This window comes from Catenulispora sp. GAS73 (genome assembly GCF_041262085.1).
Lineage (GTDB): Bacteria > Actinomycetota > Actinomycetes > Streptomycetales > Catenulisporaceae > Catenulispora.
Window position 1 is genome coordinate 73,834 of sequence record NZ_JBGCCM010000002.1, and the last position, 26,456, is coordinate 100,289.

Consider the following 26,456-nt stretch of genomic DNA (forward strand, 5'->3'; position numbering starts at 1 on the left):
CCGACCGTGGTGTGTCGCGCGAAGCCCTGTCTACGAAAGCCGCGCGACGAACTCCAGCAGCGCCCGCGTCGTCTCCTCGGGCCGCTCGATCGGAGGCAGGTGCCCCGCGTCGAGATCGACGCGCTCGGCGTCGGGAATCCGCACCATCATCAAGTCGGCGATCTCCTGGATGGCCGAGGGATCGTGAATGCCGTTGACGATCAGCGTCGGCACCGCGATGTCGCGCAGCCGGTCGATGATCGGCGGCTGCAGAAAGCGTTCCTGGTACTGCGGGACGCTCCAATCGCGCAGGAAGTTGCGGCGGCACATCTCCAACGCCAGCGACCGAACCTCCGGAGCCAGGTCCTCCAGACCGCGCTTCGGCCCGGCGACCATGTACTGCACGTTCACCTCGGCGACCGCCGCGACGTCTGCGGGGTCCACGTAGTCGGCCGTCCGCTCCCAGTACCGCGCCATGCGCTCGGCCGGGACGGCTTGCGCGATGAGGTCCCCGACCTCGGCGGTCATCTCCGCCGGCCAGTCGTACTCGGTGAGCCCCGAGCAGATCAGCGCCAGCCCGCGCACGCACCCCGGCGCCGCCACCGCGGCCTCGATCGAGTGCGCGCCCCCGATGGAGTTGCCGACGAGCACGGCCTGCTCGATGCCGAGCGCGTCCAGCAGGCCGAGCAGGTCGTCGCAGCGTGCGAATTCGCCCCGCGCGTCGTCCGACTCGCCGAGCCCGCGCAGGTCCTAGCGGACGACGCGACAACGCTCGGCCAGCGCCCGGAACTGGTGCTCCCACATACGGCGATCGCCCAGGCCCCCGTGCGTCAGCACCACAGCCGGGCCGGTACCCGCTTCGTCATAAGCCAGCCGGACGCCGTTGCTCATCGTGAAGGGCATGGCGCCACGGTACCGCCCGAACTTTACCGACAACTTTTCTTGTCTTGACAAAAATTATCGTCGGTTGGATGCTGGACTCATGCTCGACGTAGCCGTTATCGAGGAACCCGCCGCAGCCGAGGCCTCCCTGGACCCGATCCGGTCCCGGATCCTGGCCGCGCTGGCCGAGCCGGGTTCGGCCGCCATGCTGGCGGGCCGGCTGGGGCTGCCCCGGCAGAAGGTCAACTACCACCTGAAAGAGCTTGAGCGGCACGGTCTGGTCGAGCTCGTCGAGGAGCGGCGCAAGGGCAACGTCGCCGAGCGCGTGTACGGCGCCACCGCGGCCTCGTACGTGATCTCCCCCGTGACGATGGCCGCCGTGAGTCCGGATCCCGACCGGGCGCCGGACCGGCTGTCCGCGCGCTGGCTGCTGGCGTTGGGCTCGCGCCTGATCCAGGAGGTCGGCACGCTGCTCACCGGGTCGGCGCGGGCCGGGAAGCCGGTCGCCACGTTCGCGGTGGACGCGCAGGTGCGCTTCGCCTCCGCGGCCGACCGCGCGGCGTTCGCCGAGGAGCTGACGCAGGCCGTGACCACGCTGGTCAGCCGCTACCACGACGAGCACGCCGCGCGCGGCCGGGACCACCGCCTGGTCGTCGGACTGCACCCGATCCCCACGGCCCGGCCCGACGGCCCGGGCAGCCAGGACAGCCCCGAGGCCACCCCGCACGGACCACAGCCGGCTGCCGAGACCACACAACTGCCCGACCCTGAAGCAGGACCCGAAGCAGGACAGGAGGATCCGCGATGACCCACCCCTTCGAGATCGCCCTCGAAACCACCCTGCCGGCCACCCCCGAGCAGGTCTGGGAGGCGATCGCCACCGGACCGGGAGTCGACTCCTGGTTCATGGGCCGCAACGAGATCGAGGCCCGCGAGGGCGGCACCGCCTCGATGGACACCGGCGGCCACCGCGAGGAGTCCCTGGTCACCGCCTACGACCCCGGCAAGCGCCTGGCCCTGCGCACCTCCCCCGGCGCCGACGGCCGGTTCATGGCCTTCGAGTACCTGATCGAGGGCCGGGAAGGCGGCAGCACCGTGCTGCGCGTCGTGCACAGCGGCCTGCTCGGCGACGACTGGCAGGACGAGTACGACGCCCTGCGCCGCGGCTGGCCCTTCCACCTCCACACCCTGCACGAGTACCTGGCGCACTTCCCCGGCCGCACCGCAGTCCCGGTCTTCGCCATGGCACCGGCCGCCGGCCGCACGCCCGAGCAGGTCCGGGCGCAGCTCGCCGACGCGCTCTCGCTGACCGCCCCGATCGCCACCGGAGCCCGGGCCCGAGGCGGACCGGACGGCCTACCGGTCCTCGACGGCGAAGTCGTCTGGGCCGACAGCGAGCGCTTCGCCCTCCGCAGCACCGACGCGCTCTACACGTTCCACCACGGCTCAGGCGTGGCCCTGATGTTCCACCACCTGTTCGCGCCGGCCGCCGACCCGGCCGAGGCCGAGAAATCCTGGCAGCAGTGGCTGTCCGACACCATCCAGAACCCCGTTCCAGACACGATCCAAGACACCACCCAAGGAGCCTGACATGCGTACCCTGATCAGCACAGCCTTCATCTCTCTCGACGGCGTCGTGGAGGACCCCGGCGGCCAGAGCGACTACCGGAACGCCGGCTGGACCTTCAAGCAGGTCGACTTCGTCCCCGAGGCCTACGCGATCAAGGGCTCCGAGCAGATGGAGTCCACCGCGATCCTCTTGGGCCGGAACAGCTACGAGCTCTTCAGTCCGGTGTGGCCGGGCATGAAGGAGTTCGGGCACTACAAGGACCTGCCGAAGTACGTCGTCTCGACCACGCTGACCGAGGACGACCTGGTCGACGACTGGGGCCCGACCACGATCCTGCGCTCGCTCGACGAGGTCGCCGCGCTGAAGCAGACCGAGGGCGGCCCGATCATCGTCCACGGCAGCGTCGAGCTCAACCACGCCCTGTCCGACGCCGGCCTGATCGACCAGTACAACCTGCTGGTGTTCCCGTTGCTGCTCGGCGCCGGCCAGCGCCTGTTCAGCAGCACCGACAAGAACGCCCAGAAGCTGAAGCTGGTCGACAGCGAGGTCTACAGCAACGGCATCCAGAAGAACATCTTCGAGGTCGTCCGCTGACGCCGCCGACCGCGGCGCGCACGCCGGCGTCGCGTCCCTTCAGCACCACGGCCTCGCCCACATCAGCCCCCTGTCACAGCGACAGGGGGCTGATCAGCTCACCGGCGCATCCAGCGCGGTGTCCAGCGCGAGTCGCGCGGCCCCGACCGCGACCGCGTCGGCCCCGGCGGGAGTCAGCGACACCCGCACCTCCTGCCACGCGGGATCGGGCAGGTGTTCGGCGATCTGCTCGGCGACGGCACTCAGGTAGACCTCCGGTGCGGCGAAGATCTGGTGCCCGCCAAGGAGAATCCGGTCGATGTCGAGCAACCGGACGAGATTCGCCGCGCCGAGACCGAGCCAGCGTGCGGCGGTGCCCGGATCGTCGGCGGCGAGCGCGGCCAGGCACAACGCCTCCAGACAACCGCGAGAACCGCAGGTGCAGACCGGACCATCGGGCTGGATGACCTGATGGCCGAACTCCCCGGCATTGGTCCGCGTCCCGCGATAGATGGCGCCGTTCAACTGCAATCCGGCGCCGAGACCGTCGGCAAGATGCAGGTACGCGGTGTTGCCGGGCCCAGGCGCGGGAGCAGCCAACGCGGCGGTGTTGGTGTCCTTGTCGAGCAGCACCGTCGGCGACGCCGCCGTCGGCAGATCCAGCAACCCGGTGATGACATCGCACAACGGATACCCGTCCCAGCCGGGCAATCCGGCAGGACGGTGCAGCACCCCGGTTTCGTAGTCCAGCGGCCCGCGACAGCCGATCCCGACGCCGAGAACCCTTCCTCCGCCGGGAGCCGTGCGAACGAGGTCCTGCACCCGCTCGGCGAGCCCGGCGGCCACCCGCTCGGGTGTCCCGCTCGCCAGGCCGAACATCAGGGACTCCCGTCGTCGCCGCTGCCCGGCCAGGTCCATCAGCAGGATCGTGCTGTGCCGGCGGTCCAATTCGACGCCGACGGTGTACGCGGCCTCGGGACGTACGGCCAGCAACGTGCGCGGTTTGCCGCCGGTGGACTCGGCGCGTCCGGTCTCCACGATCAGGCCCTCGTCCAGCAGCCGAGCGGTGATCTTGCTGATCGCCTGCGGCGTGAGCCCGGTCTCGGCGGCGAGCTGTACGCGGCTGCTGCCGGTCCCGAGCCCGCTCCCTGCCGCATCCCCACTCTCGTCGCCCTCCCCGGTAGCGGTAGCGGCAGCGGCAGCACGCAGCAGGCGCAGCACCAGCGCGGTGTTGTGATCGCGCAACCCCGCGAGGTTGGTCCCGGCCTGCCGTCTGTCCATGCGTCCCATTGTGCGACCCCGTTTTGCACTTTGCCAACAGTGTTGCTTAACTCACCCCATGAGCGCTGCCGAGACTCCCCTGCGCGTCGGCCTGATCGGCTACGGCCTGGCCGGGCGCGCCTTCCACGCCCCCCTCATCGCCACCACGCCCGGCCTGACACTGCAGAACGTGGTGACCGCCAACCCCGAACGGCGCGAGCAGCTGAGCCGCGACCACCCGGAGGCGCAGGCTGTCGCCAGTGTCGACGAACTCCTCGCCGATCCTTCGAAGCTCGACCTGGTCGTCGTCGCTTCCCCCAACGACACGCACAGCCCCTCCGCCCGCGCCGCGCTGGAAGCCGGCCTGCCGGTCGTCGTCGACAAGCCCCTGGCTCCCACCGCCGCCGAAGCCCGCGCCCTGATCGAGCTCGCCGAGGCGCGCGGCCTGATGCTGACCGTCTTCCAGAACCGGCGCTGGGACAGCGACTTCCGCACCGCGAAGCACCTGATCGCCGACGGCAAGCTGGGCAACGTCCACCGCTACGAGTCGCGTTTCGAGCGCTGGCGCCCGCAGGTCGCGACCGGCTGGCGCGAGTCCGCGGACCCGGCCAAGGCCGGCGGCGTCCTCAACGACCTCGGCAGCCACCTGGTCGACCAGGCGCTACACCTGTTCGGCCCGGCCGCCCACGTCTACGCCGAAGTCGACACCCGCCGCCCCGGCGCGGCCGTCGACGACGACGCCTTCATCGCCCTGACCCACGAAAACGGCGTCCACTCGCACCTGTGGATGAGCGCCGTGTGCGCCCAACCCGGCCCGCGCCTGCGCATCCTCGGAGATCAGAGCGCTTATACCGTCCAGGGCCTGGACCCCCAGGAGGCGGCACTGCGCGCCGGCGAGCGCCCCGGCCCCGGCTGGGGCGAACCGGCCGAGGACGAGTGGGGCCTGCTCGGCACGACCGAGGAGGCACACCGGTACCCGTCGCTGCCCGGCGACTACCCGGCCTTCTACGCCGGCGTCGTCTCAGCGCTACGCGAGGGCGCACCGGCGCCGGTCAACCCCCGCGACTCGCTGGCCGCGCTCGAAGTCCTGGAACTGGCCCGGCGCTCGGCTGAGGAGGGCAAGACCCTGTAACGTCCCCAACACCACAGGTGGAGGGGGAACATCATGGGTAAGAAGGATCCGCTGCCGCCGGGCGCGACCCGTATCGAGGGCACGGACGGCACGATCACCTTCGACGGCCGGAACGTGACCATCACGCACACCTGGCTCTCGAACGCGGGCCGAGGCGAAGCCCAGATCCCCCTCGGGGCGGTCGCGGGTGTGAACGTGAAGAACGGGATGGTCCTCGCCGCGGTGACCGTGGTGGTCGCCGGCGGCGGGACGCCCCGCAAGGGCAAGGACCCGTTCACGGTCAACGGATGCACGAAGCAGGACGCGGCGGCGTTCCGAGATCTCCTGGTCACGGCCATCGCGACACCTGAAGCATCAGGGCTCGTAGAACAGCTCCAGAAGCTGGCCGCCCTGCACACGCAAGGCATGCTGACCGCCGAGGAGTTCGGCATCGCCAAGGCGAAGCTCCTCGGCACCAGCACGCCGGAGGACGACGTGCCGCAGCCCTGGTGACCTGATCGCGCCTACGTCCACGCCATCCGGGACCGCTGCGCCCAGTACTCCTGCGCGGGCATGGCCAACGTGGCCAACTGCTCACGCTGGTCGGCCTCCAGCCGAACCTGCGCCGCAGCCACGTTGCTCTCCAACTGCGCCACGGTCGCAGCACCCGACAACACGATGTCGGCCCACGGCTCGGCAGCGACCGCGGCCAGCGCCACCGCATCGACGCCGACGCCGACCTTCGCCGCGATCTCGGACGCCACCGAGTCGTCCTGGTCCTGCTCGGCCAGGTGAGCATCGGTGAGACGGCCGTTCGCCAGCGCCTCCTTGATGATGACGGTCCAGCCCGCCTCGTGGGCCTCGGCCAGAGCCGGACCGGCCGACGTCTCCAGCAGGTTGTAGGTGGCCTGGACGGACTCGAAGAGCCGACTGCCGCCGACCGTGATCCCCATCGCCGCGCGAATGGCGTCCGCCTGCTGCGGCCCGCTTGTCGACACGCCGATCCGCACGCCCTGAGCCGCCAACGCGGCCAGCCTGCGATGCAGGCCCTGATCGGTCAGGGCCGGGCTCTCCGGCGTGAGCGAGTGGATCTGATACAAGTTCAGCCGGTCCCCCAGCAGGGCCCGCGTCTCGCCGATCTGCCGGGTGAACACCGCGATGCTGTGGTCCTTCACTTCGTGCACCGGCGCGTCCACCCGCCAGTCGGCGGTGTAGGTGTAGCCCCACTTGCTGCCGATGGAGACATCGTCGATATCAGGGTGCAGACGCAGCCATTCGGCGAGGAACTCCTCGGCCCGGCCGTAGGAACGAGCGGCGTCGAAGTAGCGGATCCCGGCCGCGTAGGCCGCGTCCAGCACCTCGTGCGCGCGGGAACGCATCGCCTCGACCGTGCGGTCGGCGGGCAGGTCCTCGCCGCGGCCCAGGTTGATGTACCCCGGGCGTCCCACCGCCGCCAGACCGAGCCCGAAGGCCGCGGTCGGGGCGAGGTCGGGATCAGGGTGCTTCGACGCCATGAAAAATCCTCCCGTGTACTGCTCGATGGTGCTCGATGGTGCTCCGTGTCGCACGGTGCCGCTGCTCGATCGTTCCAGCTTCAGGGCCCGGGCCCGGCTTCAGGGCATGGCCGGCCAGCAACGCCGGCGCACAATGCCCTGCACGCTCTCCAGCGTCTCGCAGGCCAGCGCCTCGGCAGCGACGTCGGCGCACACCCTGGCATCAAGACGGCGGATGCGCACCCGCGTCTCGTCCAGCGCGGCAGGAGCAACAGACAGCACGTCGACGCCGAGACCGATCAACAACGGGATGACGAGCGGATGGGCCCCGGCATCGCCGCACACAGAGACCTTCAAACGCCGCCGATGCGCGGCCTGGACGGTGCGCGCGATGGCCTGCAGCACCTTGGGGTGAGCCGCCAGAACCGGGGACACCGCCGGGTCACGCCGGTCCAGCCGCAGGATCTGACTGGTCAGATCGTTGCTTCCGATGGAGAAGAACGCCGCCTGCTCAGCCAGCGCGTCGGCGATATCGACGGCCCCGGGCAGCTCGATCATGGCACCGATCGGCGGCGGCGCCGCCCCGACATCCGCGGCGACCGCAGCGAGGATCTGTGCACACGCCGCCAGCTCCTCGACCGTGGCCACCATCGGAATCATGATGCGCAGATCGCAAGCCGCTCCGGTCCTGAGGATCGCCCGGAACTGATGCGTGAAAGCCAGCGGGTCGGCGAGCATGTGCGGCAGACCGCGGCCCAGGTGTCCGTCGACGGCCTGGTCGGCGAGGAACGGCGGGAACTTGTCGTCGGCGAAGTCCAGCGTGCGCACGGTCACCGGTTGTCCGGCCAGCTTGCCCAGGATCGGCGCCAGGACGGCAGCATGCTGATCCTCTGTCGGCCACTTCTGCGCGTCCAGGAACGGCATCTCCGTGCGCAGCAGGCCCACGCCGTCCGCGTTGGCGGCGTTCGCCGCCTTGGCCTCGACGGAGCTGGCGACATTGGCCCGCAGCGCGACCGGATGCCCGTCAAGGGTCTGAGACGGGAGGTCGCGCTCGGCGGCCAGGATCTCGCGCCGCCGGCGTGCCGCGTCGATCACCACGACGGCCGCCTGTCGCTCCGCCGGATCGGGATCCACAGTGATCGTCGAGCGATCCGCGTCGATGAGTACCTCGGCGCCGTCGGGATGGTCCAGCACCGCCGGACTGACACCGAGGATCAGCGGGATCCCCAGCGAGCGCGCGATGATCGAGGCGTGGGAGTTGGGGCCGCCGACGACGGAGGCGGCGGCGACCAGGTCGCCGTGCTCCAGCAGGTCCGCGGCGCCGATCTCCTGCGCGACCAGCACCACCGGGCCGTCGGGCGCGGCGGACGTGACGCCGGCCAGGTGCGCCAGGACGCGGCGGCCGACCTGGCGCACGTCGGCGGCACGTTCGGCCAGCGTCGGATCGTCCAGGGCGGCGAGCAGCGCGGCGTACTCGTCGACGGCAAGGACGACGGCCTGCGAAGGAGACTGCTCGGTCCGCGCATGTTGCAAAGCCGCGCCGCGCAACTCCTGGTCCTGCGCGATATAGCCGTTGACTTCGACGATGTCGGCCAGGTCGGTCTGCCCGGAGTCCCGCAGCGTCTGCGAGAGTTCGGCCAGCTGCTCGGCGACGGCGTCGAACGCGTCGGTGACCTCTGCGACAGGGTCCTGGCCCGGACGGCGCGGCGCCGAAACGACGGCAGGCGGCAGCTCCGTATGGTGCAGCAGACCCAGAGCCGTGCCGGAGGAAGCCGACTGTCCGACGAACGTCGCCCGGCTCACGACTTCAGCACCTCCGCCAGGGCCCGGAAGACGAGCGCGGTGGAGGTCGCGCCGGGATCCTGGTGTCCGATGCTGCGGGCGCCGAGATACGACGCGCGGCCCTTGCGGGCTTGCAAGGGCGTGGTGTCCTGCGCGCCGGTCTCGGCGGCTACCGCGGCCTTCTCCGCCGCGACGGCCTCGCTCTCCCCGGCGCGCGCCGACTCGCCGAACGCGGCCAGCGCCGGCACCAGGGCGTCGACCATGGTCTTGTCGCCGGGCACCGCGGCGCCGAGCTTCTGCACGCCGGCGAGCCCGGCGTCGAACGCCGCGGCCAACTGCTCGGCGTCGGCGGTCGGCCCGGACAGCTGCTTGCCGGTGGCACGGAAGAACGTCCCGTAGAGCGGTCCGGCGGCGCCGCCGACGCTGGAGATCAGCGTGGTCCCCGTCTTGACGAGCACTTCACCGACGCCGGCCGCCTGGAAGCCGTCCAGGGCGGCGCCGACGGCGGTGAAGCCGCGCTGCATGTTCACGCCGTGGTCGGCGTCGCCGATGGCCGAGTCCAGCTGTGTCAGGTGGTCTCTGTTCTGGTCCATCGCCGCGGCTATGGCCTGGACCCAGGTCCGGGTCTGATGGATGTCCACCGGTCGACTCCTTCGTTGGTCCATCTAGGGCGCTCAGGCGCCCCAGCGCAGCGCCGGGGTGTTCACGGGCGCGTCCCACAAGGCAAGCATCTGCTCGTCGGCCTTGCACACCGTCACCGAAACGCCCGCCATCTCCAGGCTGGTGATGTAGTTGCCGACCAGGTTGCGCGCGATGCGCACGCCGCGCTCGGCGAAGTACTTCGCGACCTCGGCGTAGGCGATGTACAGCTCGATCAGCGGCGTGCCGCCGAGGCCGTTGACCATGACGATGGTCTCGTCGCTGGCGGCCAGCGGCTGGTCGGCGAAGATGGCGTCGAGGCACCTGGCGACGATCGCCGAGGCCGGCTCCAGCTTCTCGCGGCTGCGGCCGGGCTCGCCGTGGATCCCGACGCCGACCTCCATCTCGTCCTCGGCCAGGTCGAAGCCGGGCTTGCCGGCGGCCGGCGGGGTGCAGGCGGTCAGCGCGACGGCGAAGCTGCGCGAGGCCGCGTTCACGCGCCGCCCCACCTCGGCGACCTGCGCCAGGTCGGCGCCCTGCTCGGCGAGCGCCCCGGCGATCTTCTCGACGAACACCGTCGCACCGGTGCCGCGCCGGCCGGCGGTCCAGGTGGAGTCCTTGACCGCGACGTCGTCGTCGACCAGGACGGTGGCCACCTCGATGCCGTCGTCCCCGACGAGGTCCGCGGCCATCTCGAAGTTCAGTACGTCGCCGGTGTAGTTCTTCACGATGAACACCACGCCGGCGCCGCCGTCGACGGCCTGGGCGGCCGCGACCATCTGGTCCGGGACCGGCGAGGTGAACACTTCCCCGGGGCAGGCGGCGTGCAGCATGCCGGTGCCGACGAAGCCGCCGTGCAGGGGTTCGTGTCCTGAGCCGCCACCGGAGATGAGAGCGACCCGGCCGACCGAGGGCCCGCCGGCGCGGGTGATGACGCGGGCCTGCGGGTCGACCTTCAGTCCGGAATGGGCTGCCGCGATCCCGGCGAGCGCGTCGCTGAGGACGGAATCTGGAGTGTTGATCAGCTTCTTCATGCCGGGACTCCTTTAGAGGCACTGCGACGGACGAAGCGGAGGGGCGACCGCGCGCCTACCTGCGAGTAATTCCGCTCTGGCGGAGACCCGAATCTCGTCGCGAGCGGAAATTCACATGGCCGACTCATGTTCGTCATCACTGAACGATGTTCGGAAGCTAACCCGAGGGATCGGCGGTGTCAAGAGATCGCGCGCGGCCGGAGGCGGCGCCGTGCGGCCCCATCAGGGCCTCGCGACGCGGGCGCTCCCCCGGCCGGCGCCGAGCTCCCGCGAGATCTGCCGCGCGATCTCGCGCACGGCGACGATGTGGTCCTGGCGCGCGCCGTCGTCCAGGACCCGCTCGACCGGGCCGATGATGCCGATCGCGCCGGCGACACCGTTGCGGTCGAAGACCGGCGCGGCGATCCCGGCGTCACCGAGCGCCGACTCCTGGTTCTCCAGCGCGTGGCCGGTGCGCCCGACCTCGTCGAGCTGCCGGGACAGCACGTCCGGATCGGTGATGCTGGAGCCGGTCAGCGCCGGCAGCTCGCCGTCCAGCAGGGCCTTGCGCTGGTCCGGCGGCAGGAACGCGACGGTGGCCTTGCCCAGCGCGCACGTGCTCCACGGGATGCTGGCACCCACCTCAAGGATCTGCACGACGCCTTCGGGCCGGAACGCGTGGTGCACGACGAAGACATGGTCTCCGGTCAGCACCGTCACCCACACGGCCTCATCCGCTCGGGTGGCGAGAGTGTCGGCCCAGCTCAGCGAACGCGCCCGCAGCTCCTGCGTGTCCAGGTAGGCGTTGCCCAGCAGCAACAGGCCGGGGCCGAGCTGGTAGCGGCCGGTCTCGGAGTCCTGGACCACCAGGCCCTCGCCCTCAAGCGTGCGCAGCAGTGCGTGCACGGTGGGCTTGGCGACGCCGACCCGCTCGGCCAGCTCGGTCACGCCCAGGCGCGGGCCACCGGCGGCGAGCTCCCGCAGGACGCGCACCGCACGCTGCACCGACTGCACCATGTGTCGATCCCTCGTCTTCGTTCTCGCCTGCGTTCGGAGGTGAATTCAGTATTGCTGAACAGCGTTCCGAGATTTAGCATCACTGTTCATGAACCAGTCCATCGGCATCGTACTCGTTTCGCACAGTGCCCAACTGGCGTCGGGCCTGCGCGACCTGCTGGCCCAGATCGGCTCGGACCGGGTGCCGGTGGCGGTGGCCGGCGGCACCGAGGACGGCGGAATCGGCACCAGCTACGACCGGATCGTGGCCGCGATCGCCGAGGCCGACCGGGGCGCGGGCGTGATCGTGCTGCCGGACCTGGGCAGCTCGGTGCTCACCACGCTGGCCGTGCTGGAGGACCATCCGCGCGCCGACGTACTGCTGGTGGACGCTCCGTTCGTGGAGGGCGCGGTGGCCGCCGCCGTGACGGCCGCGGCCGGCGCGGACCTGGCGGCCGTCGCCGAGGCGGCGCGGCAGGCGCGGGGCATCGTCAAGGTGGAGGACTTCGAGCACGCAGCCGCGACTCCGGCCTCGGACCCCGCCGAGACCGGCCATCCCCGAGGTGTGTCGGCAGTGGTCACGTTGCCGGCGACTCTGCACGCCCGCCCCGCCGGCCGCCTGGCCCAGGAGGCTGCGAAGTTCACCAGCACCATCCACATCGAGTACGGCGGCAAGTCGATCAACCCCACCGGCGTGCTGGCCGTGATGAGCCTCGGTGCCAAGATCGGCGGCACGGTGACCGTGCACGCCGAGGGACAGGACGCTGATTCAGCCGTGAAGACCCTCGCCGCGATCCTCGCCGAAGTCGAGTGAGCTACACATAAGCCCATCCCACACCGGCCACCGTCGTTATGGTGTCCACTCACATGGCCGGCCCTCTCCGCCTCAGCTACGTTCCCCGAAACATCGGCAAGGTAAGGCAGAGGGGATTGCAGCGATGCGAGCCACACGGCGCTGGGCCGCGGTATGGACCCTGACACTGTTCGCAGCGATGGCCGTGCCGATCACCGAGGCATCGGCGACCAGCGGGCCCTACACCGTGAGCCCCACGGCCGGCGGCCTGGCCGGGTACCAGATCTCAGGGGTCTACGTAGCCGGGATCTCCTCCGGCGGCTACATGGCCGGGCAGTTGCAGGTGGCCTACTCCAGCCGGGTCCGCGGCACCGCGGTCTTCGGTGCCGGGCCCTACTACTGCGCCCAGAACAACGCCGCTCAGGCGCTGTACGGCTGCGCGGCCAACACCTATCCGGACTACCTCGGCACGCTGGAGTCCGACGCTTCGCTGTGGTCCGCCTACGGATGGATCGACCCGATCGAGAACCTCTCCGGGCGGCCGGTGTGGGTGTACCACGGCTCGCAGGACACTGCTATCGCCGCGTCCGTGAGCAGAGACGGCGCGCGCTTCTGGTCCGACTTCGGCGCGCACGTCACCTCCGTCACCGGCAACGGCGCCGGCCATGCTTGGGTGACGCCATACGGCACCGAAGCGTGCGGAGCCACCGCCGCGCCGTACCTCAACAACTGCGGCACCGATCCCGAGCACGATCTGCTGACCGCCCTGCTCGGGTCCGTCCACGCCGAGAACACCGGCCCGCTGACCGGAACCCTGACCCGGTTCGACCAGAACGCCTATGCCGTCGGCGGTTCGGCCGCCGCCTTGGACATGTCGGGAGCGGGATTCGCCTACGTTCCCAAGTCCTGCGCAGTCGGCTCCGCGTGCCGCCTCCTGGTCGCTCTGCACGGTTGTGAACAGGGCTACGACACCGTCGGCACCGCGTTCGTCGACCGCGCGAACCTCGACCAGTACGCCGACACGAACAACATGATCGTCCTCTATCCGCAGGCCACCAGCGGCGCGACCAACCCTTACGGATGCTGGGACTGGTGGGGCTACCTCGGGGCGACCAACTACCCGATCCACGGCGGCGCGCAGATCGAGAGCATCATGAACATGGTGAGCACGCTCGGCGGGTGAAAGACGAAATGTCGGTTGTGGCGACAGCTGTCGCCACAACCGACATCACTATCAGCTCAACGCAGCCGAGGCCGGCGCAACCCAGCTCAGCTCACCACCGCTGCCCGATCTGCGGAGCGATCAGCTCGTCATAGACCTCCTGCACCGCCGCGAGCTGCGTCTCCGTCAACGGCGCCAACTCAGCCGCGGCAGCGTTCCCGGCCGCCTGCTTCGGGTTGCGGGCACCCGGAATGACCACGCTCACCCCCGGCTGGTCCACGATCCACCGCAGAGCGAACTGCGCCATCGCGACCCCCGCCGGGACCAGCGGCGCCAGCCGCCGCACCGCCTCCAGCCCGGTCGCGAAGTCGACCCCTGAGAACGTCTCGCCGACGTCGAAGGCCTCGCCGTGCCGGTTGTAGTTCCGGTGGTCGTTCTCGGCGAACGTGGTGTGCTCATCGTACTTCCCGGACAGCAGCCCACTCGCCAGCGGCACGCGGGCGATGATGCCCACGCCGGCCTCCCGCGCGGCGGGCAGCACGTCCGCGAGCGGCCCCAGCCGCAGCATGTTCAGGATGATCTGCACGCTCGCCACCCCGGGCCGCGCGATCGCCGTCAGCGCCTCGGCGCGCGTCTCGACGCTCACCCCGTACGCCGCGATCCGCTTCTCCGCGACCAGCGTGTCCAGCGCGTCGAAGACCTCGTCGCTGGAGTACACGGCCGTCGGCGGGCAGTGCAGCTGCACCAGGTCGAGGGTGTCGACGCCGAGGTTCTTGCGGGACCGGTCGTTCCAGGCGCGGAAGTTGTCCAGCGTGTAGGCCTCCGGCACCTGCGGCACCCGGCGCCCCATCTTCGTGGCGACCGTGATGCCCTCGCCCGGCCGCGCTTTGAGGAACGTGCCGATCAGCTGCTCGCTGCGGCCGTCGCCGTAGACGTCGGCGGTGTCCAGGAAGGACACCCCGCCGTCCACCGCCGCGGCGAGCGTGGCCAGCGCGTCGTCCTCGGCCACCTCACCCCAGTCCGCGCCCAGCTGCCAGGCGCCGAGACCGATGACTCCGACCTGTCGGCCGGTACGGCCCAGGACTCGCGTTTCCACCTGATAGGTCCTTCCTCTGCTCACTGACCCCTCAGCCATGCTAACCAGTCACGGTCGTAGAACGTTGACGTCACCGTCCGTCGCCACGTCCGTCGCCGCCGGCGGCTCATCGAGCCTTCGCCTGCTCCGAGAGCTTGCCCTTGCGCAGGACCAGGATCCGGTCGGACTGCGCCGCGAGGTGCTGCGAGTGCGTCACCACGACCACGCACTTGCCCTGCTCGTGGGCCAGCTCGCGGAAGGTGTCGATGATGCCCTGAGCGGTGTCCTCGTCGAGGTTCCCCGTGGGTTCGTCCGCGAAGAGGATGTCGACGTCACAGGCCAGCGCTCGGGCGATGGCGACGCGCTGCTGCTGCCCGCCGGACAGCCGCAGGACGTTGCGCGTGGCCGTCGCCTTGTCCAGGCCGATCCGCTCCAGCAGCTCCAACGCCCGGGCCCGGCGGCTGCCGGACGCGGGCTTCACGCCGGTGATCTCCATGGCTGCGGTGACGTTCTGCAGCGCGGTCATGTAGGTGAGCAGGTTGTACTGCTGGAACACAGTGGCGGCGTGCCGGTTGCGATAGCGGCCCAGGCCCAGCTCCTTCAGGTCCCGGCCGTCGAAGCTGATGGTGCCCTTGGTCGGCGTGTCCAGGCCGCTGGCCAGGCTGAGCAGCGTCGTCTTGCCGCTGCCGGAGGGGCCCAGGATCGTGTAGAACGTGCCGCGCTCGAAGGAATAGCTGATCCCGTTCAGGACCGCGCTCCGGCGGCGCTGGTCGGAGTAGGTGTGGCTGACGCCCACCAGGCGCAGGACCGGCGTTGGGGTGCTGACGTCGCTCATAGCGGTTTCGCTCATGACGGTTTCACTTGCCCTTCGTGAGGATGGTGCGGGGACTGAGGCGCAGCACGGCGGTCGCCGGGATCGCGGTGGCGAGCAGCCCGATCCCCAGCCCGACGCCGCCGACCGCGATGAGGTCCGCCGGATCGAGCGCCACCGTGATCTTGTCGATGGGATCGGCGTTCGCGACCGGCTTGGCGTTCGGGTCGATGCCCTCGCCGAGCCCGGTGCTGCCGGGCGGCGGCGGCTTCCAGGCGTCGATCTTCTGCTTCGCCGCAGAGGCGTCCCGGCCCAACAACCACTGCCCCGCGCTCTGCGTCAGACTCGGTGCGATCAGGGAACTGAGACCGACGGCGAGGATCGCGACCGCGGCGATCTCCAGCACCTGCTGCCAGACCAGCTTGGTCTTCTTCTCCCCCATGGCCAGCAGCACGCCGTACTCCTTGCGACGCTGCTTGACGGCGAGGTTCGCGACCAGCGCCAGCACCGCCGCCCCGGCGATGCCCATCAGCCACATGGCCAGCGTCGCGGTCGTCCGGATGCTGCCCAACGGGCCCGTCATCTGCTGGATGGCCTTGGAGTTGACGTCCAGCTTGAAGGCGTCGAGAGCGGAGCCGGCGGCCTGCTTGGCCGCGTTCTTGAACGCGTTCTGCGCGTCGGCGTCGTTCAGGATGAAGGTCGCCGTGCTCACCTGCGGCAGCCCGCCGCTCCCAGCGTCGAGCGCGTCGAGGCCGCCGAACGTCCCGTAGACCATGTTCGCCCAGCTGATGTAGTAATCGGGGTCTGTCTCACTCGCCGCGCGCGGATCGCGGTAGATCCCGCCGACGGTGAACGTGGCCGTGGTCTTCTCGTCGTTGCCGGTCAGCGTGAGCTTGTCGCCGACCTTGAGATGGTTCTTCGCCGCGAGCCGCTCCTCGATCAGCACCTGCTTCTTGTCCTTGTCGGCGGGCGTGATGTGCGCACCGGACAAGAGCGTGAACATGCCGCTGCGGAAGTCCGGCAGGACGGAGCTGTTCAGGACAGCCTGATAGACGGTCCCGCCGGGTCCCATGGGAGCCGGAGGCCCGCCGTCGGCCAAGCTCGCGCCACCGGCCAGGAACGCGCGATCCGACGTCGAGTAGGTGTACTTCTGTACCTGGGGCAGAGCGCCGATCTTGTCGACGGTCGCCGCGTCGATCTGGGGCGCCTGAAGGGATCCGCTCCCGGCACCGAGCTTGCTCAGGTCCATGGCGAGGTCCACCTCGGCCCCGACGGAACGCTTCACGCTCTGCTCGGCGTGGGCCGTCGCGTGATCGATCAGGACGCCGGCCAGCACCATCACGGAGATGGCGAGGAAGGTGGCCAGGGTGATCAGCGTGCGGCTCTTGCGGGCCCACAGGCTGAGCCCGGCGCGTTTGACGAAGTTCATGGGACGTCGGTTCTCCCGGTTCGCTGTTCGATGTTCACTTTTCGGCGTTCGCTATTCGGTGTTCGCTATTCGGTGTTCGCTATTCGATGTCGGTGAGGATGGAGCGGGGATGCAGCCGGAGGATCCCGATGCCCGGGACGACCGTGGAGACCAGGCAGATGCCGAGCCCGAGCGCCGCGACCTCCGCGACGGCGGCCGGCTCGACCCGCACCGAGGACGCGGCAGCACCGGATTGGTGGCCGAGCAGCGCCTTCCCCACGGACGGCCCGGCGAGCGCGCCGGCCAACGCGGCCAGACCCACGGCCGGCAGCGCCACGGCCGTCATCTCCACGACGTGCTGGCCGATGAGCTTCCACTTCTTCTCGCCCATCGACAGCAGCACCCCGAGTTCGGCGCGCCGCTCGCGGATCTGAAGCATGACGATGAGGCCTAGGACCAGCGCCCCGGCCACCGCGATCACCCAGACGATCAGCCCCGCGAAGGCGCCGACGCGCTGGATCGGACGAACCTGGTCGCGGTAGGCCTTGTCGTTGACCTGCATGCTGAAAGTGCCGGCGCCCAACAGCCGGTCGGCGTCCGCGTTCAGCTGCTCGGCCTGGTCGGGCGAGCCGATCCGGTAGACCGCCTCGGTCACGTTCAGCGGTGCGGTACTGAGCTTCTGCGTGGTGGCATGCGGCACATACAGCGCGTTGCCGGGCAGTTCCGGCGTCGGCGACGGCGCCACCGGGTCCGGCGTGGGGTCCTGGAAGACGCCGACGACGGTGACCGGCACCGTGTGCTCGCCGTCTGTGGAGCGCAGCTGAACGGTGTCGCCGATCGCGAGGTGGTCCTTGTCGGCCAAGCGATGTTCGATCACTGCGATGTCGCGGCCGGCGTCCTCGGGGCGGATTCCCCGCCCTTGGAGGATCTTCATCGATCCGTAGGAGAAGGGTAGGAGCAGCCCCAGGTCCCGGACTCCGTTGACGGTCAGCGGCCCCGAGTTCAAGGGCGTGATGTTGCGCGCGCCGGCCCGGACGACGATCTCCGGGTTGTAGCGGTGCACCACGCCGGACGCGCCGAGCCGGTCGGCCAGTTCCGGCGTGAATCCGGCGGGCTTGCGGACGGTCACGTCGACGCCGATGTCGCGTTGCGCGGCCGCTTCCTGGCGCGCCGCACCGCTGCGCAACAGGAAGCCGCCGAGGAGCAAGGTGCAGATGACGGCGAAGATCGCCAGGAGGGCGACGGTCCTGGAGGCTCTGACGACCAGGCTCATGCCGGCTCGCTTGACGAAGTTCATGGGCCGATGCAAGCAGCGCGACGCGTACGGCTGAGTAAACCTGTTACAGGAGCATAAGAATCGGCACTGTCGTGACCTCGTGGCGCCGCATAGTGCCTCTACCAGGCCGAACGTGTCGCGACATTCTTATCCGGCTGTCATCATGATCATGGTTTCATGGAGCCATGAGAGTCCTGGTGGCCGAGGACCACCGCGTCCTGGCGCGCACGATCGCCACCGGACTGCGCCGCGAGGCGATGGCCGTGGACATCGCGCCGGCCGGCGACGAGGCCGAGCGGATGTGCCTGCTGACCGCTTACGACGTGCTGATCCTGGACCGCGACCTGCCGGTGCTCAGCGGCGACGAGGTGTGCCGGCGGCTGCGCGAGCTGGTCGACCCGCCGCAGATCCTGATGCTGACGGCGGCCGGGACGCTGTCCGACAAGGTCTACGGCCTCACCACGCTCGGCGCGGACGACTACCTGGCCAAGCCCTTCGACTTCGGCGAGCTGGTCGCGCGGGTGCGGGCGTTGAGCCGGCGGGCGCACCGGCCGGCCGCGACCGTGTTGCGGTCCGGGAGCATCACCTTGGACGACACGCGGCACGAGGTGTCGGTGGAGGGTCGGCAGCTGGAGCTGACGCCGAAGGAGTTCGCGGTGTTGCGGCTGCTGTTGGCGGCGCGCGGGGCCGCTGTGCAGCATGACGAACTGGTGCGGACGGTCTGGGACGAGTACCTCGATCCCCGCACCGGTGCGGTGCGGGCCACCGTCAGCCGGCTACGGGGGAAGCTTGGCGATCCTAGTGTGATCGTCGCTGATCGGCAGGGTGGGTACCGATTGTGCGACTGAGCTTTCGGCTTCGGCTTCGAAGCGTGCGCCGCGACGAGCGCTTCACGATGCGCTTCAAGGTGCCCTTCGACCCCCGAACCCTGATAAGCCGCATGCCCTTCCGCGTACGCCTGGCCACGTCCTTCGCAGGGCTCTTCCTGCTGGTCGGGAGCGCCCTGCTCACGTTCGTCGTGGTGCTCGCGCGGCATGGCACGGTGCAGCACGTCCAGGGGATGGGGATCACCTACGTCACCGCGCCGGACTACGACACGGGGCCATTCTCTCCCTCTTCCCCCGCCCTACCAACCGGATCGGCCCACCGGACGTCGCCGGGGACCGAAGGCGCGGCGCTGATCCAGAAGATCGACCAGACCGTGCAGGCCGTCCAGGACACCGCCCTGCGCGAGATGGTGTTCTGGTCGGGGATCGGCCTCGTGGTGATGGCGGTGGTCGCCGGGCTGCTCGGCTGGCGGATGGCCGGCCGGGCGCTGCGTCCGGTCGCCACGATCACCGCGGCGGCGCGGCAGATCGGCGAGCAGAACCTGGACCAGCGGCTGTCGCTCACCGGGCCCGACGACGAGCTGCACCGGCTCGCCGACACCTTCGACACCATGCTCGACCGGCTGGAGAAGGCCTTCGAGAGCCAGCGCCGCTTCGTCGCCAACGCCTCACACGAACTCAAGACGCCGCTCGCCGTGCAGCGCACATGTCTTCAAGTGGGCTTCGCCGACCCGCTGCCCGACGAACTCGCCGAGGTCCGCGACGACATGCTCGCCGCCAACCACGAGGCCGAGCGCCTGATCAATGCCCTGCTCCTGCTGGCCCGCAGCGATCGCGGACTGGAGTCGACCGAGCCAGTGGACCTCGCCGCCGTGGCCCGCGTCGTGGCCGGCGACCTGGCGCCCCTGGCGACGACGAACGACGTGCGCGTCGAGGTCGACGCGGACGTCTCCCCGCCGCCGGTCGTGCACGGCGACCCGGTGCTGCTGCGCCAGCTGCTGACGAACCTGACGCGGAACGCGGTCCAGTACAACCGCCCCGGCGGCCGGGTCGACGTCCGCCTCGACGCCGCCGACTCGACGCTGACCGTCACCAACACCGGCCCGCAGGTGTCGCCCGAGAAGATCCCCGACCTGTTCGAGCCGTTCCGGCGACACGGCCCCGACCGCACCGCGGCCACCGGGCACGGCCTGGGCCTGTCGATCGCACGCTCGATCGCCGTGGCCCACAGCGCGGAGCTGACCGCCCGCCCTCGCGATGAGGGCGGGCTCGTGCTCACGCTGCGTTTCACGCCGTGAATCGCGACATGCTCCCCAACAGCGCGCAAGCTCACACCCTGCTGCGGGCCGTCCACAACTCGGGGAAGACCAACGTCTCAGCGCGCTTAGCCAGCCACGCAACCCCGGCCGAGCCGCCGGTCCCGACCTTCGCTCCCATCGCTCGCCGGGTCGCCATCAGGTGGTCGCCGCGCCAGCGCCACATCGCCTCGGCGACGTCGGTGAGCGCTTCGCCGAGGCGGACCAGGTCCGGCTCGCGGTCGGGCGCGGCGTAGATCTCGGCCCAGACCTGCTCGACGGCTGGGTCACCCTCGTAGCGGCGGGTGAGGTCGCGGTCCAGGACTGTGTGCGGGATCGGGTGGCCGCGGCGGTGCAGGAGGTGCAGGACCTCGTCGTAGAGACTCGGTTCGTGCAGCGCCTTCTGGAGTTCGGCGTGCATCTGCGGGGTGCCGGTGTGCGGGACGAGCATCGAGGAGGACCGCTCGCCGAGGAGGAACTCCAGGCGCCGGTACGTCGCGGATTGGAAGCCCGAGCCGTCGCCCAGCGCTGCGCGGTAGGCGTTGAACTGCGTCGGGGTGAGCTGGGCCAGGGGCTGCCAGGAGGCGTTCAGGGCGGCCAGTTCGTCCAGGCTGCGGCGCAGGGCCGCCAGTGCGGTGGGGAGGTCGTCGTCGCGCAGGGCCGCCGACGCGGTCTGCCACTCGTGGACCAGGAGCGTGAACCAGAGCTCCATGACCTGGCTGGTGACGATGAACGCCATCTCGCCGGGGTCCTCGGTGCGGGTCTGCTGGAGGCCGGACAGGACGGACGCCCGGATGTAGTCGTCGTACGGGGTCGTGCCGCCGAGGTCGAGCCTGGGAGCGAGCACGCCGGATTGCTGTGGAACGGAGGACATCGGCACATCCTTGGTGTGGGCTGCCGGGTAGCGGTCCGCTCGAACTCGTCGGTGCGCCGGTCCCCTCGGGCCGTCCGACTCTGGCGTCGGCCGGCCCGCACCCATGATGCGGCGTTCGCGTTCAGATCGGCAAGAGGCCGATGCGGATGATCCGCGCCCTCAGAACTCCCCCGCCAGCCCGGCCCGGACCACCTCGGCGACCTGCCGCCGGTGCTTCGTGACGAAGGTGACGTCGCCGTCGATCACCCGGATCCGGAACGGCCCGGTGTTGAGTTCCCGCCACAGCGCCAGGTCCATCGGGGAGACGTCGTCGTCGGCGCCGACCAGGGCGGTCAGCCGGCAGGGCAGCGGGGCGCCGTCGACGTATTCGTAGGTCTCGCACAGCTGGAAGTCGGCGCGCAGGGTCGGTAGCAGCAGGCTGAGAAAAGCCGTCTCCTGCACCGCCGCCTTCGGAATCCCGTTCAGGGACCTCATGGCGCGCTTGAACTCCGGGTCCGGCAGGCTGCTGACATAGCTGCGCCGGTAGGGCGCGTGCGGTGCGCCGTGGGCCGAGGCGAACAGGTGGACCGGCGCCGGAGCACCCTGCGCGACCAGGCGGCGCGCCGCCTCGTAGGCGATCAGGGCGCCCATGCTGTGCCCGAACAGCGCGTACGGCCCGTCCAGGGCGCCGGCCAGGACCGGCACCAGCTCGTCGAGCAGGCCGTCCAGGCGATCGTACGCGGGCTCCCGAATACGGTCCTCACGCCCCGGGAGCTGGATCGCGGTCACCTGGATCCCGGGCCCGATCAGCTCCGGCCAGCCGCGGAACGTCGAGGCCCCGGCCCCCGCCGGCGGCAGGCAGAACAGCCTGATCCCGCCCGCGCGCCGGTTCTGGTCACGGAACCACCGGGCCTGCGCGGCATCGGTGGCGGCAGTCATGATCACCCGGCCGCCGTTAAGGTCTTCGGCGCGGCGATTGTGGATGTGTCGGCGTCTTCATACACGGGCATGTCAGACTCCTCGGGTCCGGACAGGCGGGCACCGACGGACTTCAGAGGGCTGATGATGACAATCCGCCCTCTCAGGCACCGAGCGTGGTGTGGGGGTATGGAGCACATCCAGTGGCTGATTCTGAGTAGTACACCGGGCCGTCGCCTGAGGTGGCCTCGACCGCGCACACCAAGTGAATGCGGTATTGGCCGACAGCGCATCGGTACAAATACGGGACATCACCGTAGCCCTGCTGTAGGTAGTTGTGCGAAGAGCACTGATATCGTCCCCGGCGGGCCCCGGACTATATGGGTCACATGCTGGTGAACCCGACTCCCGAGCCAGCCGTTTCACTAAGACTGCTGACATATGGTGACCGGCGGATCGCTGGTATGGATTCGCTGCGGATCGCTCCAGGAGGCTTTATGCCGACACCCCCAGATCGCGGCGCCGCCGACCGCCCACGGCAGGTGATCGGCCGAGCCGCCGAAGTCAGCGCGTTGGACAGTGCCCTGATGCGGCTGCAGGCGGGGCGTGGGCGGGCGATCGCCGTGGCCGGGGAGCCCGGGATCGGGAAGAGCACGCTGGTCACGCACCTGGCGGCACGGGCCCGGGCGGCCGGGATCCAGGTCCTGGGGCCGGCTTTCGGGGACGTCATCGTGGCCATGGGTGCGGGCGTCACGCCGCCGGGCAGCCCCGTCGTCGCGGTGGCGGACGAGCTGCACCGCATAGCCTCCGACGACCTGCCGGCCCTGGAACGCCTCATCCGGGCGGCGACCGACGCCCCGATGCTGTTGCTGCTGGCCTACCGCCGCCGCCAGCTCGCTCCCGCGGTCGCCGCCGCCGTCTCCCGCGCCGTGGCCGCCGACCTGCTCGACGTGTGGGAGCTCGGCCCGCTCTCCCGCGACGAAGCCCGGGCGCTGGTCGGCGACATCCCCCGCCTCGCCACCGTCCACGAGGCGTCCGGCGGCAACCCGCAGTACCTCAGGATCCTGAGCGCCGACGGCGACCCGCACGCGGACGCCGCCCGCGCGGTCGTCGGCGAACTCGCCGAGCTGGACCACACCGCGCTGACGACGTTGCAGACCCTGGCCGTGCTCGGCGAGCCGGCCCACCCGCAGCTGATCGCGGCGGTCGCCGGGCTGTCGGCCGACGAAGCCCTGGACGCGCTGGACTCACTGACCCGGCTGGACATCGTGCGGCCGACCGGCACGATCGCGCGGTTCGCCGTGCGCCATCCGGCCGTGAGCGAGGTCGTGTACCGGCGGATCGACCCCGGCTCGCGCATCACCATCCACCTGCGCGCCGAGAGCGTGCTGGCCAGCCAGGCCGCGCCGATCGCCCGGCGGGCCCACCACCTGACCCGCGCGGCCGACCCGAGCCGCCCGGAGCACACGGCCACCCTGCTGGCCGCGGCCCGCCTGACCATCCACACGGCTCCCGCCGACGCGGCGCGGTACCTGCAGGCGGCGCTCCCACAGTTGCAGGAGAACTCCCCAGAGCAGCGTGAAGCGCAGGTCCTGCTGGCTCGCGCGCAACTGTTGACCGGACAGGCGTCCGAAGGCCGCAACCTGCTGCACACGCTGCCCGCGATCGTCGGCAACCCGACCGGCGACGTGACCGCGGTGGCCGTCGCCGGCCGCCTGGAACGCCAACTCGGGCAGCTGTCCGAGTCGGCCGCGATCCTGCGCTCGGGCCTGGCGTCCGTGCCGGACGACGACTCAGCCGCCGCCGCGCTGCACAGCATGCAGGCCGACAACGCCCTGGACCAGGCCGACTACGTGCGGGCGCGGCAGCACGCCGAAGTCGCCGCCGCATTGGCCCACGGCGTCCACGACACCGTCGGCGAGGCCCTGGCCCAGGCCCAGGCGGCGATGGCACTGCTGTCCTCGGACGAACTGGACGCGGCCGAAGTGGCGATCACGCAAGCCGCCGAACTCGTCGACGCGGCCTCCGACGCCGCACTGCTACGGAACCTGGAGGCCGTCTACCAGCTCGGCTTCAGCGAGACGATGCTGTCCCGCCTGGCCGACGGCGAGCGCCACCTGATCCGTGGCGCGGCACTGTCGCGGCGCAGCGGGCAGACGTACATCCTGCCGATGATCCTGAAGACGCTGGCGGACACGCAGGCCCGCGCCGGCAGCGTGAAGCGGGCCCTGGCCACCCTCGACGAGGCAGACCTGTACGTCGAGAACGCCGAGAACCCGGCGACCAAGGCGATCCTCGCGATCATCCGCGCCTCGGCCTTGGTGTGGACGAACGAGGACGACGCGCAGCGGCGGGCCCTGGCCTGGGCCGACCAGGCCGCGGCGTGGACCGAGACCCGCACGACGGTGTGGGCGGTCGTGGTCCGCTGCCGCCGGGCCGAGATCGTCCTACTCGCGGGGGACACGTCGCGGGCCGGCAGGCTCCTGCTGGAGGCGGCGGGCGGCCCGGACCTCCCCAACCTGATAGCGGCCCGCAGGACGCGCTCCTGCGACGCCCTGTCTGAGATTGCGCTGCGCGAGAAGGACCCCCTAGCAGCCGACCGCTGGGCCGCACTGGCCGAGGCCTCCCTCGAACAACTGCCCTCGGCGAGCACCCGCGCCTTCGCCTTCCGCGCGCGCATGCGAGCCCAGTGGCTGCGCGACGACCTCAAAGCCGCCCTCGCCAGCGCCCAACAGGCCGTCGAGGGCTTCACCGCGAGCGGCGAGCGCATCGAGGTCTGCCGCACCCTGTCGGAGGCGGCCACACTGGCGGCGGCGCTCGGACACCACCGGCAGGCGCGAGACTGGCTCGACCGCGCGACGACACTGGCCGAGCAGTGCGAGGCGACACTGTTGGTCGACGAGACGACGAAGCAGCGCACCCGCCTCGCCGAGAAGGCCGCCGAACGAAGCGTCCAGCGCGAGGCGACCGACGCGCTCGCGGCGCTCACGACCCGCGAGCGCGAGATCGCGGCCCTGGCGAGCACGGGGGTCACGAGCGTGCAGATCGCCGAGCGGCTGTTCCTGAGCAGACGGACGGTCGATGCCCACCTCGGGCAGATCTACCGGAAGCTGGGGGTGTCGAGCCGCGCGGCGCTGATCCGGACGGTGCTGGATGCCGAGGCGCGGGGGTGAGCGGTGCGGTGTGCGCGGCGCGGTGTGGTGAAGTGCGACCGCGGCACGGGCGCGGCGCGGCTGCTGCGGGCGCGGTGCGGGCGGTGAGGTATGGGCGGGTGTAGGCAGCGCGGCGCGGGCGATTCGGGCGGCGCGGCGCGGCATCGCGGCCAGCGCACTCGGGCTCGGGTGCGGGTGCGCTGGATGTCGGCGGCTACGCGGAGTTCAGGCGTTCCCGAAGCGCCGCGCTCACCGCGGACTCGATGTCGGCGTCACGGAACCGGAACCCGGCTGCGGTCAACCGCTCCGGCAGGACCCGCAGGCTGCCCAGCACTTCCGGCCCCATCTGTCCGACGCCGATGCGCAATGCCCAGACCGGTAGGCGTAGCCATGCCGATCTGCCGAGCGCCGATGCCAGGGCGTTCGTGAAATCGGCCGCGCGGGTCGGGGCCGGTGTCGAGAGGTTGTAGGGGCCTTCGGTCTGCGGATGCTCGGCCAGGAAGCGGATGGCCGCGACGGTGTCATGGAGTGTCAGGAAGCTCCAATACGCCCGGCCCGATCCGAGGGTGGTGCCGAGGCCGTAGCGGAACGGTGTCAGCAGACGCGGTAGCAGGCCGCCGGTGGCCGACAACACGAGAGCGGTCCGCAGGTGGCAGACGCGCACGCCGGCTTTGGCGGCCGGCCGGGTGGCGGCCTCCCACCGCGACGTGACACGCGGCAGGAAGCCGTCGGTCCCCGGCGTGCTCGCCTCGGTGAGTTCTTCGTCGCCGCGGTCGACGCCGTAGTACCTGATGCCTGACATCGAGATCAGGACGGTCGGCTTCGTGGCGGCGCGTGCCGTCATCGTGGCCAGCGCGGTCGCCGTGTCGATGCGGCTGGAGGCGATCAGGTCGCGGTAGCGGGCGTTCCAGCGGCGGTCGCCGAGCGGGGCGCCGGCCAGGTTGATGACTGCGTCGGCGCCGGCGACGAGGCGGGGATCCGGACGCTCACTGTCCCACCGCACCTCATCAGGAGCCTGCGTCGGTCGGCGGACCAGCCGGACCACGTCGTGACCGTCCTCGCGATAAGCCGCACACAAGGCGCCGCCGATCAGCCCGCTCGATCCCGCGATGACCACCCGCACCTAGCCGCGCCCCACGCTCGCCGTCAGCGTGAGCACGAACCCGGCCCCGACCAGCAGCCAGATCGCCCGCGCACTCATCCGCAGCCGCCGCCGGAAGTCCGGCCGCTCCTCCGGAAGCGCGAAGACGCGCGCCGGCCAGTGCCGCCACGACACGTGCACGAACACGGCGGTCGCAGCCACGTCCAACGCGAGCGCGATGCCATAGACCACCCGCGCCCCGGCCCACGGACACGCGACGATGATCGCCGTGGCACTCGCGATCAACACCCCCGCCATCGCCAGTACGCGCCAACGGTTCCCGTGCGCGAGGACCGTCAGGAACTCCTCCAGCTGATCGTCGTCGCGGAAGAACCGCGCACTCCGCGGCTGCACGACGGCGAGGCTGTAGGTCATGGAGCCGGTCCACACCGCGGCCGGCAGCAGATATGCGGCTTCGAGGATCACGAGCCGCAGAGTACGCCTCCG

The 26,456-nt window shown here is 70.7% G+C and carries 26 protein-coding genes; 10 read left to right on the forward strand and 16 right to left on the reverse strand.

Translation table 11 applies throughout. The features are described from left to right. Positions 1 to 30 precede the first annotated feature (30 nt). Both ABH935_RS02835 and ABH935_RS02840 read right to left on the reverse strand, forming a co-directional pair. Positions 31 to 726, reverse strand: coding sequence for an alpha/beta fold hydrolase (locus tag ABH935_RS02835; protein ID WP_370376555.1), 696 nt, complete (start codon positions 724 to 726; stop codon positions 31 to 33). A gap of 3 nt (positions 727 to 729) precedes the next feature. Beyond that, positions 730 to 882 carry an alpha/beta fold hydrolase gene (locus tag ABH935_RS02840; RefSeq protein ID WP_370376182.1) on the reverse strand — a complete coding sequence of 51 codons (153 nt, stop codon included), beginning with the start codon at positions 880 to 882 and terminating at the stop codon, positions 730 to 732. A 79-nt stretch (positions 883 to 961) separates the two neighbouring features. Here ABH935_RS02840 and ABH935_RS02845 point away from each other — a divergent pair, with 79 nt between their 5' ends. Genes ABH935_RS02845 through ABH935_RS02855 form a run of 3 tightly spaced genes read left to right on the forward strand, consistent with a single transcriptional unit; the run spans position 962 to position 3,025 of the window. After that, positions 962 to 1,669, forward strand: coding sequence for an ArsR/SmtB family transcription factor (locus tag ABH935_RS02845; RefSeq protein ID WP_370376183.1), 708 nt, complete (start codon positions 962 to 964; stop codon positions 1,667 to 1,669). Beyond that, complete coding sequence (locus ABH935_RS02850) at positions 1,666 to 2,451, forward strand: SRPBCC domain-containing protein (RefSeq protein ID WP_370376184.1); 786 nt, start codon at positions 1,666 to 1,668, stop codon at positions 2,449 to 2,451. Before ABH935_RS02845 ends, ABH935_RS02850 begins: the two co-directional genes overlap by 4 nt. 1 nt (position 2,452) lies before the next feature. Further along, positions 2,453 to 3,025 carry a dihydrofolate reductase family protein gene (locus ABH935_RS02855; RefSeq protein WP_370376185.1) on the forward strand — a complete coding sequence of 191 codons (573 nt, stop codon included), beginning with the start codon at positions 2,453 to 2,455 and terminating at the stop codon, positions 3,023 to 3,025. A gap of 93 nt (positions 3,026 to 3,118) precedes the next feature. Here ABH935_RS02855 and ABH935_RS02860 read toward each other — a convergent pair whose 3' ends face one another. After that, positions 3,119 to 4,285, reverse strand: a complete 1,167-nt coding sequence (locus ABH935_RS02860; protein ID WP_370376186.1) for an ROK family protein — start codon at positions 4,283 to 4,285, stop codon at positions 3,119 to 3,121. Positions 4,286 to 4,343: 58 nt separating this feature from the next. On the opposite strand from ABH935_RS02860, the gene ABH935_RS02865 reads away from it, so the two are divergent. Next, positions 4,344 to 5,396 carry a Gfo/Idh/MocA family oxidoreductase gene (locus ABH935_RS02865; RefSeq protein ID WP_370376187.1) on the forward strand — a complete coding sequence of 351 codons (1,053 nt, stop codon included), beginning with the start codon at positions 4,344 to 4,346 and terminating at the stop codon, positions 5,394 to 5,396. A gap of 33 nt (positions 5,397 to 5,429) precedes the next feature. After that, positions 5,430 to 5,888, forward strand: a complete 459-nt coding sequence (locus ABH935_RS02870) for an SHOCT domain-containing protein (RefSeq protein WP_370376188.1) — start codon at positions 5,430 to 5,432, stop codon at positions 5,886 to 5,888. An 11-nt stretch (positions 5,889 to 5,899) separates the two neighbouring features. On the opposite strand, the gene ABH935_RS02875 is transcribed toward ABH935_RS02870, so the two are convergent. The 5 genes from ABH935_RS02875 to ABH935_RS02895 all read right to left on the reverse strand — a co-directional run bounded on the left by ABH935_RS02875 (position 5,900) and on the right by ABH935_RS02895 (position 11,319). Then, positions 5,900 to 6,889 carry an aldo/keto reductase gene (locus ABH935_RS02875; RefSeq protein WP_370376189.1) on the reverse strand — a complete coding sequence of 330 codons (990 nt, stop codon included), beginning with the start codon at positions 6,887 to 6,889 and terminating at the stop codon, positions 5,900 to 5,902. 99 nt (positions 6,890 to 6,988) lie between these two features. Continuing rightward, positions 6,989 to 8,671, reverse strand: a complete 1,683-nt coding sequence (locus ABH935_RS02880; RefSeq protein WP_370376190.1) for a phosphoenolpyruvate--protein phosphotransferase — start codon at positions 8,669 to 8,671, stop codon at positions 6,989 to 6,991. Next, the gene (gene dhaL / locus ABH935_RS02885; RefSeq protein ID WP_370376191.1) at positions 8,668 to 9,291 is read right to left on the reverse strand and encodes a dihydroxyacetone kinase subunit DhaL; all 624 of its coding nucleotides are present in this window, start codon (positions 9,289 to 9,291) and stop codon (positions 8,668 to 8,670) included. Before dhaL ends, ABH935_RS02880 begins: the two co-directional genes overlap by 4 nt. A 33-nt stretch (positions 9,292 to 9,324) precedes the next feature. Then, entirely contained in the window at positions 9,325 to 10,323 is a 999-nt protein-coding gene (gene dhaK / locus ABH935_RS02890; protein WP_370376192.1) for a dihydroxyacetone kinase subunit DhaK, read from the reverse strand. A 222-nt stretch (positions 10,324 to 10,545) separates the two neighbouring features. After that, positions 10,546 to 11,319 carry an IclR family transcriptional regulator gene (locus tag ABH935_RS02895; RefSeq protein ID WP_370376193.1) on the reverse strand — a complete coding sequence of 258 codons (774 nt, stop codon included), beginning with the start codon at positions 11,317 to 11,319 and terminating at the stop codon, positions 10,546 to 10,548. 88 nt (positions 11,320 to 11,407) lie between these two features. Here ABH935_RS02895 and dhaM point away from each other — a divergent pair, with 88 nt between their 5' ends. Next, positions 11,408 to 12,112 carry a dihydroxyacetone kinase phosphoryl donor subunit DhaM gene (dhaM, locus tag ABH935_RS02900; protein ID WP_370376194.1) on the forward strand — a complete coding sequence of 235 codons (705 nt, stop codon included), beginning with the start codon at positions 11,408 to 11,410 and terminating at the stop codon, positions 12,110 to 12,112. Positions 12,113 to 12,236: 124 nt separating this feature from the next. Further along, positions 12,237 to 13,274, forward strand: coding sequence for a PHB depolymerase family esterase (locus ABH935_RS02905; RefSeq protein ID WP_370376195.1), 1,038 nt, complete (start codon positions 12,237 to 12,239; stop codon positions 13,272 to 13,274). A gap of 91 nt (positions 13,275 to 13,365) precedes the next feature. Here ABH935_RS02905 and ABH935_RS02910 read toward each other — a convergent pair whose 3' ends face one another. The 4 genes from ABH935_RS02910 to ABH935_RS02925 form a co-directional block, all read right to left on the reverse strand. Further along, entirely contained in the window at positions 13,366 to 14,388 is a 1,023-nt protein-coding gene (locus ABH935_RS02910) for an aldo/keto reductase (protein WP_370376196.1), read from the reverse strand. A 67-nt stretch (positions 14,389 to 14,455) separates the two neighbouring features. Then, positions 14,456 to 15,178, reverse strand: a complete 723-nt coding sequence (locus tag ABH935_RS02915) for an ABC transporter ATP-binding protein (protein ID WP_370376197.1) — start codon at positions 15,176 to 15,178, stop codon at positions 14,456 to 14,458. Positions 15,179 to 15,185: 7 nt separating this feature from the next. Beyond that, entirely contained in the window at positions 15,186 to 16,568 is a 1,383-nt protein-coding gene (locus ABH935_RS02920; protein WP_370376198.1) for an ABC transporter permease, read from the reverse strand. Between the two features lie 79 nt (positions 16,569 to 16,647). Then, a complete protein-coding gene (locus ABH935_RS02925) occupies positions 16,648 to 17,844 on the reverse strand; it encodes an ABC transporter permease (RefSeq protein WP_370376199.1) in 1,197 nt (398 codons plus the stop codon). 164 nt (positions 17,845 to 18,008) lie between these two features. Between ABH935_RS02925 and ABH935_RS02930 the strand changes: the two genes are divergently transcribed. Next, on the forward strand, positions 18,009 to 18,671 hold the full coding sequence (locus ABH935_RS02930) for a response regulator transcription factor (protein ID WP_370376200.1): 663 nt from the start codon (positions 18,009 to 18,011) through the stop codon (positions 18,669 to 18,671). A gap of 23 nt (positions 18,672 to 18,694) precedes the next feature. After that, positions 18,695 to 19,948 carry a sensor histidine kinase gene (locus ABH935_RS02935; protein WP_370376201.1) on the forward strand — a complete coding sequence of 418 codons (1,254 nt, stop codon included), beginning with the start codon at positions 18,695 to 18,697 and terminating at the stop codon, positions 19,946 to 19,948. 31 nt (positions 19,949 to 19,979) lie between these two features. On the opposite strand, the gene ABH935_RS02940 is transcribed toward ABH935_RS02935, so the two are convergent. Together ABH935_RS02940 and ABH935_RS02945 are read right to left on the reverse strand one after the other, a co-directional pair. Beyond that, positions 19,980 to 20,819, reverse strand: coding sequence for a tryptophan 2,3-dioxygenase (locus tag ABH935_RS02940; RefSeq protein ID WP_370376202.1), 840 nt, complete (start codon positions 20,817 to 20,819; stop codon positions 19,980 to 19,982). Positions 20,820 to 20,978: 159 nt separating this feature from the next. Then, positions 20,979 to 21,737, reverse strand: a complete 759-nt coding sequence (locus tag ABH935_RS02945; RefSeq protein ID WP_370376203.1) for a thioesterase II family protein — start codon at positions 21,735 to 21,737, stop codon at positions 20,979 to 20,981. Positions 21,738 to 22,213: 476 nt separating this feature from the next. Here ABH935_RS02945 and ABH935_RS02950 point away from each other — a divergent pair, with 476 nt between their 5' ends. Further along, a complete protein-coding gene (locus ABH935_RS02950) occupies positions 22,214 to 24,889 on the forward strand; it encodes a LuxR C-terminal-related transcriptional regulator (RefSeq protein ID WP_370376204.1) in 2,676 nt (891 codons plus the stop codon). A gap of 193 nt (positions 24,890 to 25,082) precedes the next feature. On the opposite strand, the gene ABH935_RS02955 is transcribed toward ABH935_RS02950, so the two are convergent. Next, the gene (locus tag ABH935_RS02955; protein ID WP_370376205.1) at positions 25,083 to 25,991 is read right to left on the reverse strand and encodes a TIGR01777 family oxidoreductase; all 909 of its coding nucleotides are present in this window, start codon (positions 25,989 to 25,991) and stop codon (positions 25,083 to 25,085) included. Further along, complete coding sequence (locus tag ABH935_RS02960) at positions 25,992 to 26,435, reverse strand: hypothetical protein (RefSeq protein ID WP_370376206.1); 444 nt, start codon at positions 26,433 to 26,435, stop codon at positions 25,992 to 25,994. Positions 26,436 to 26,456: the final 21 nt, after the last annotated feature.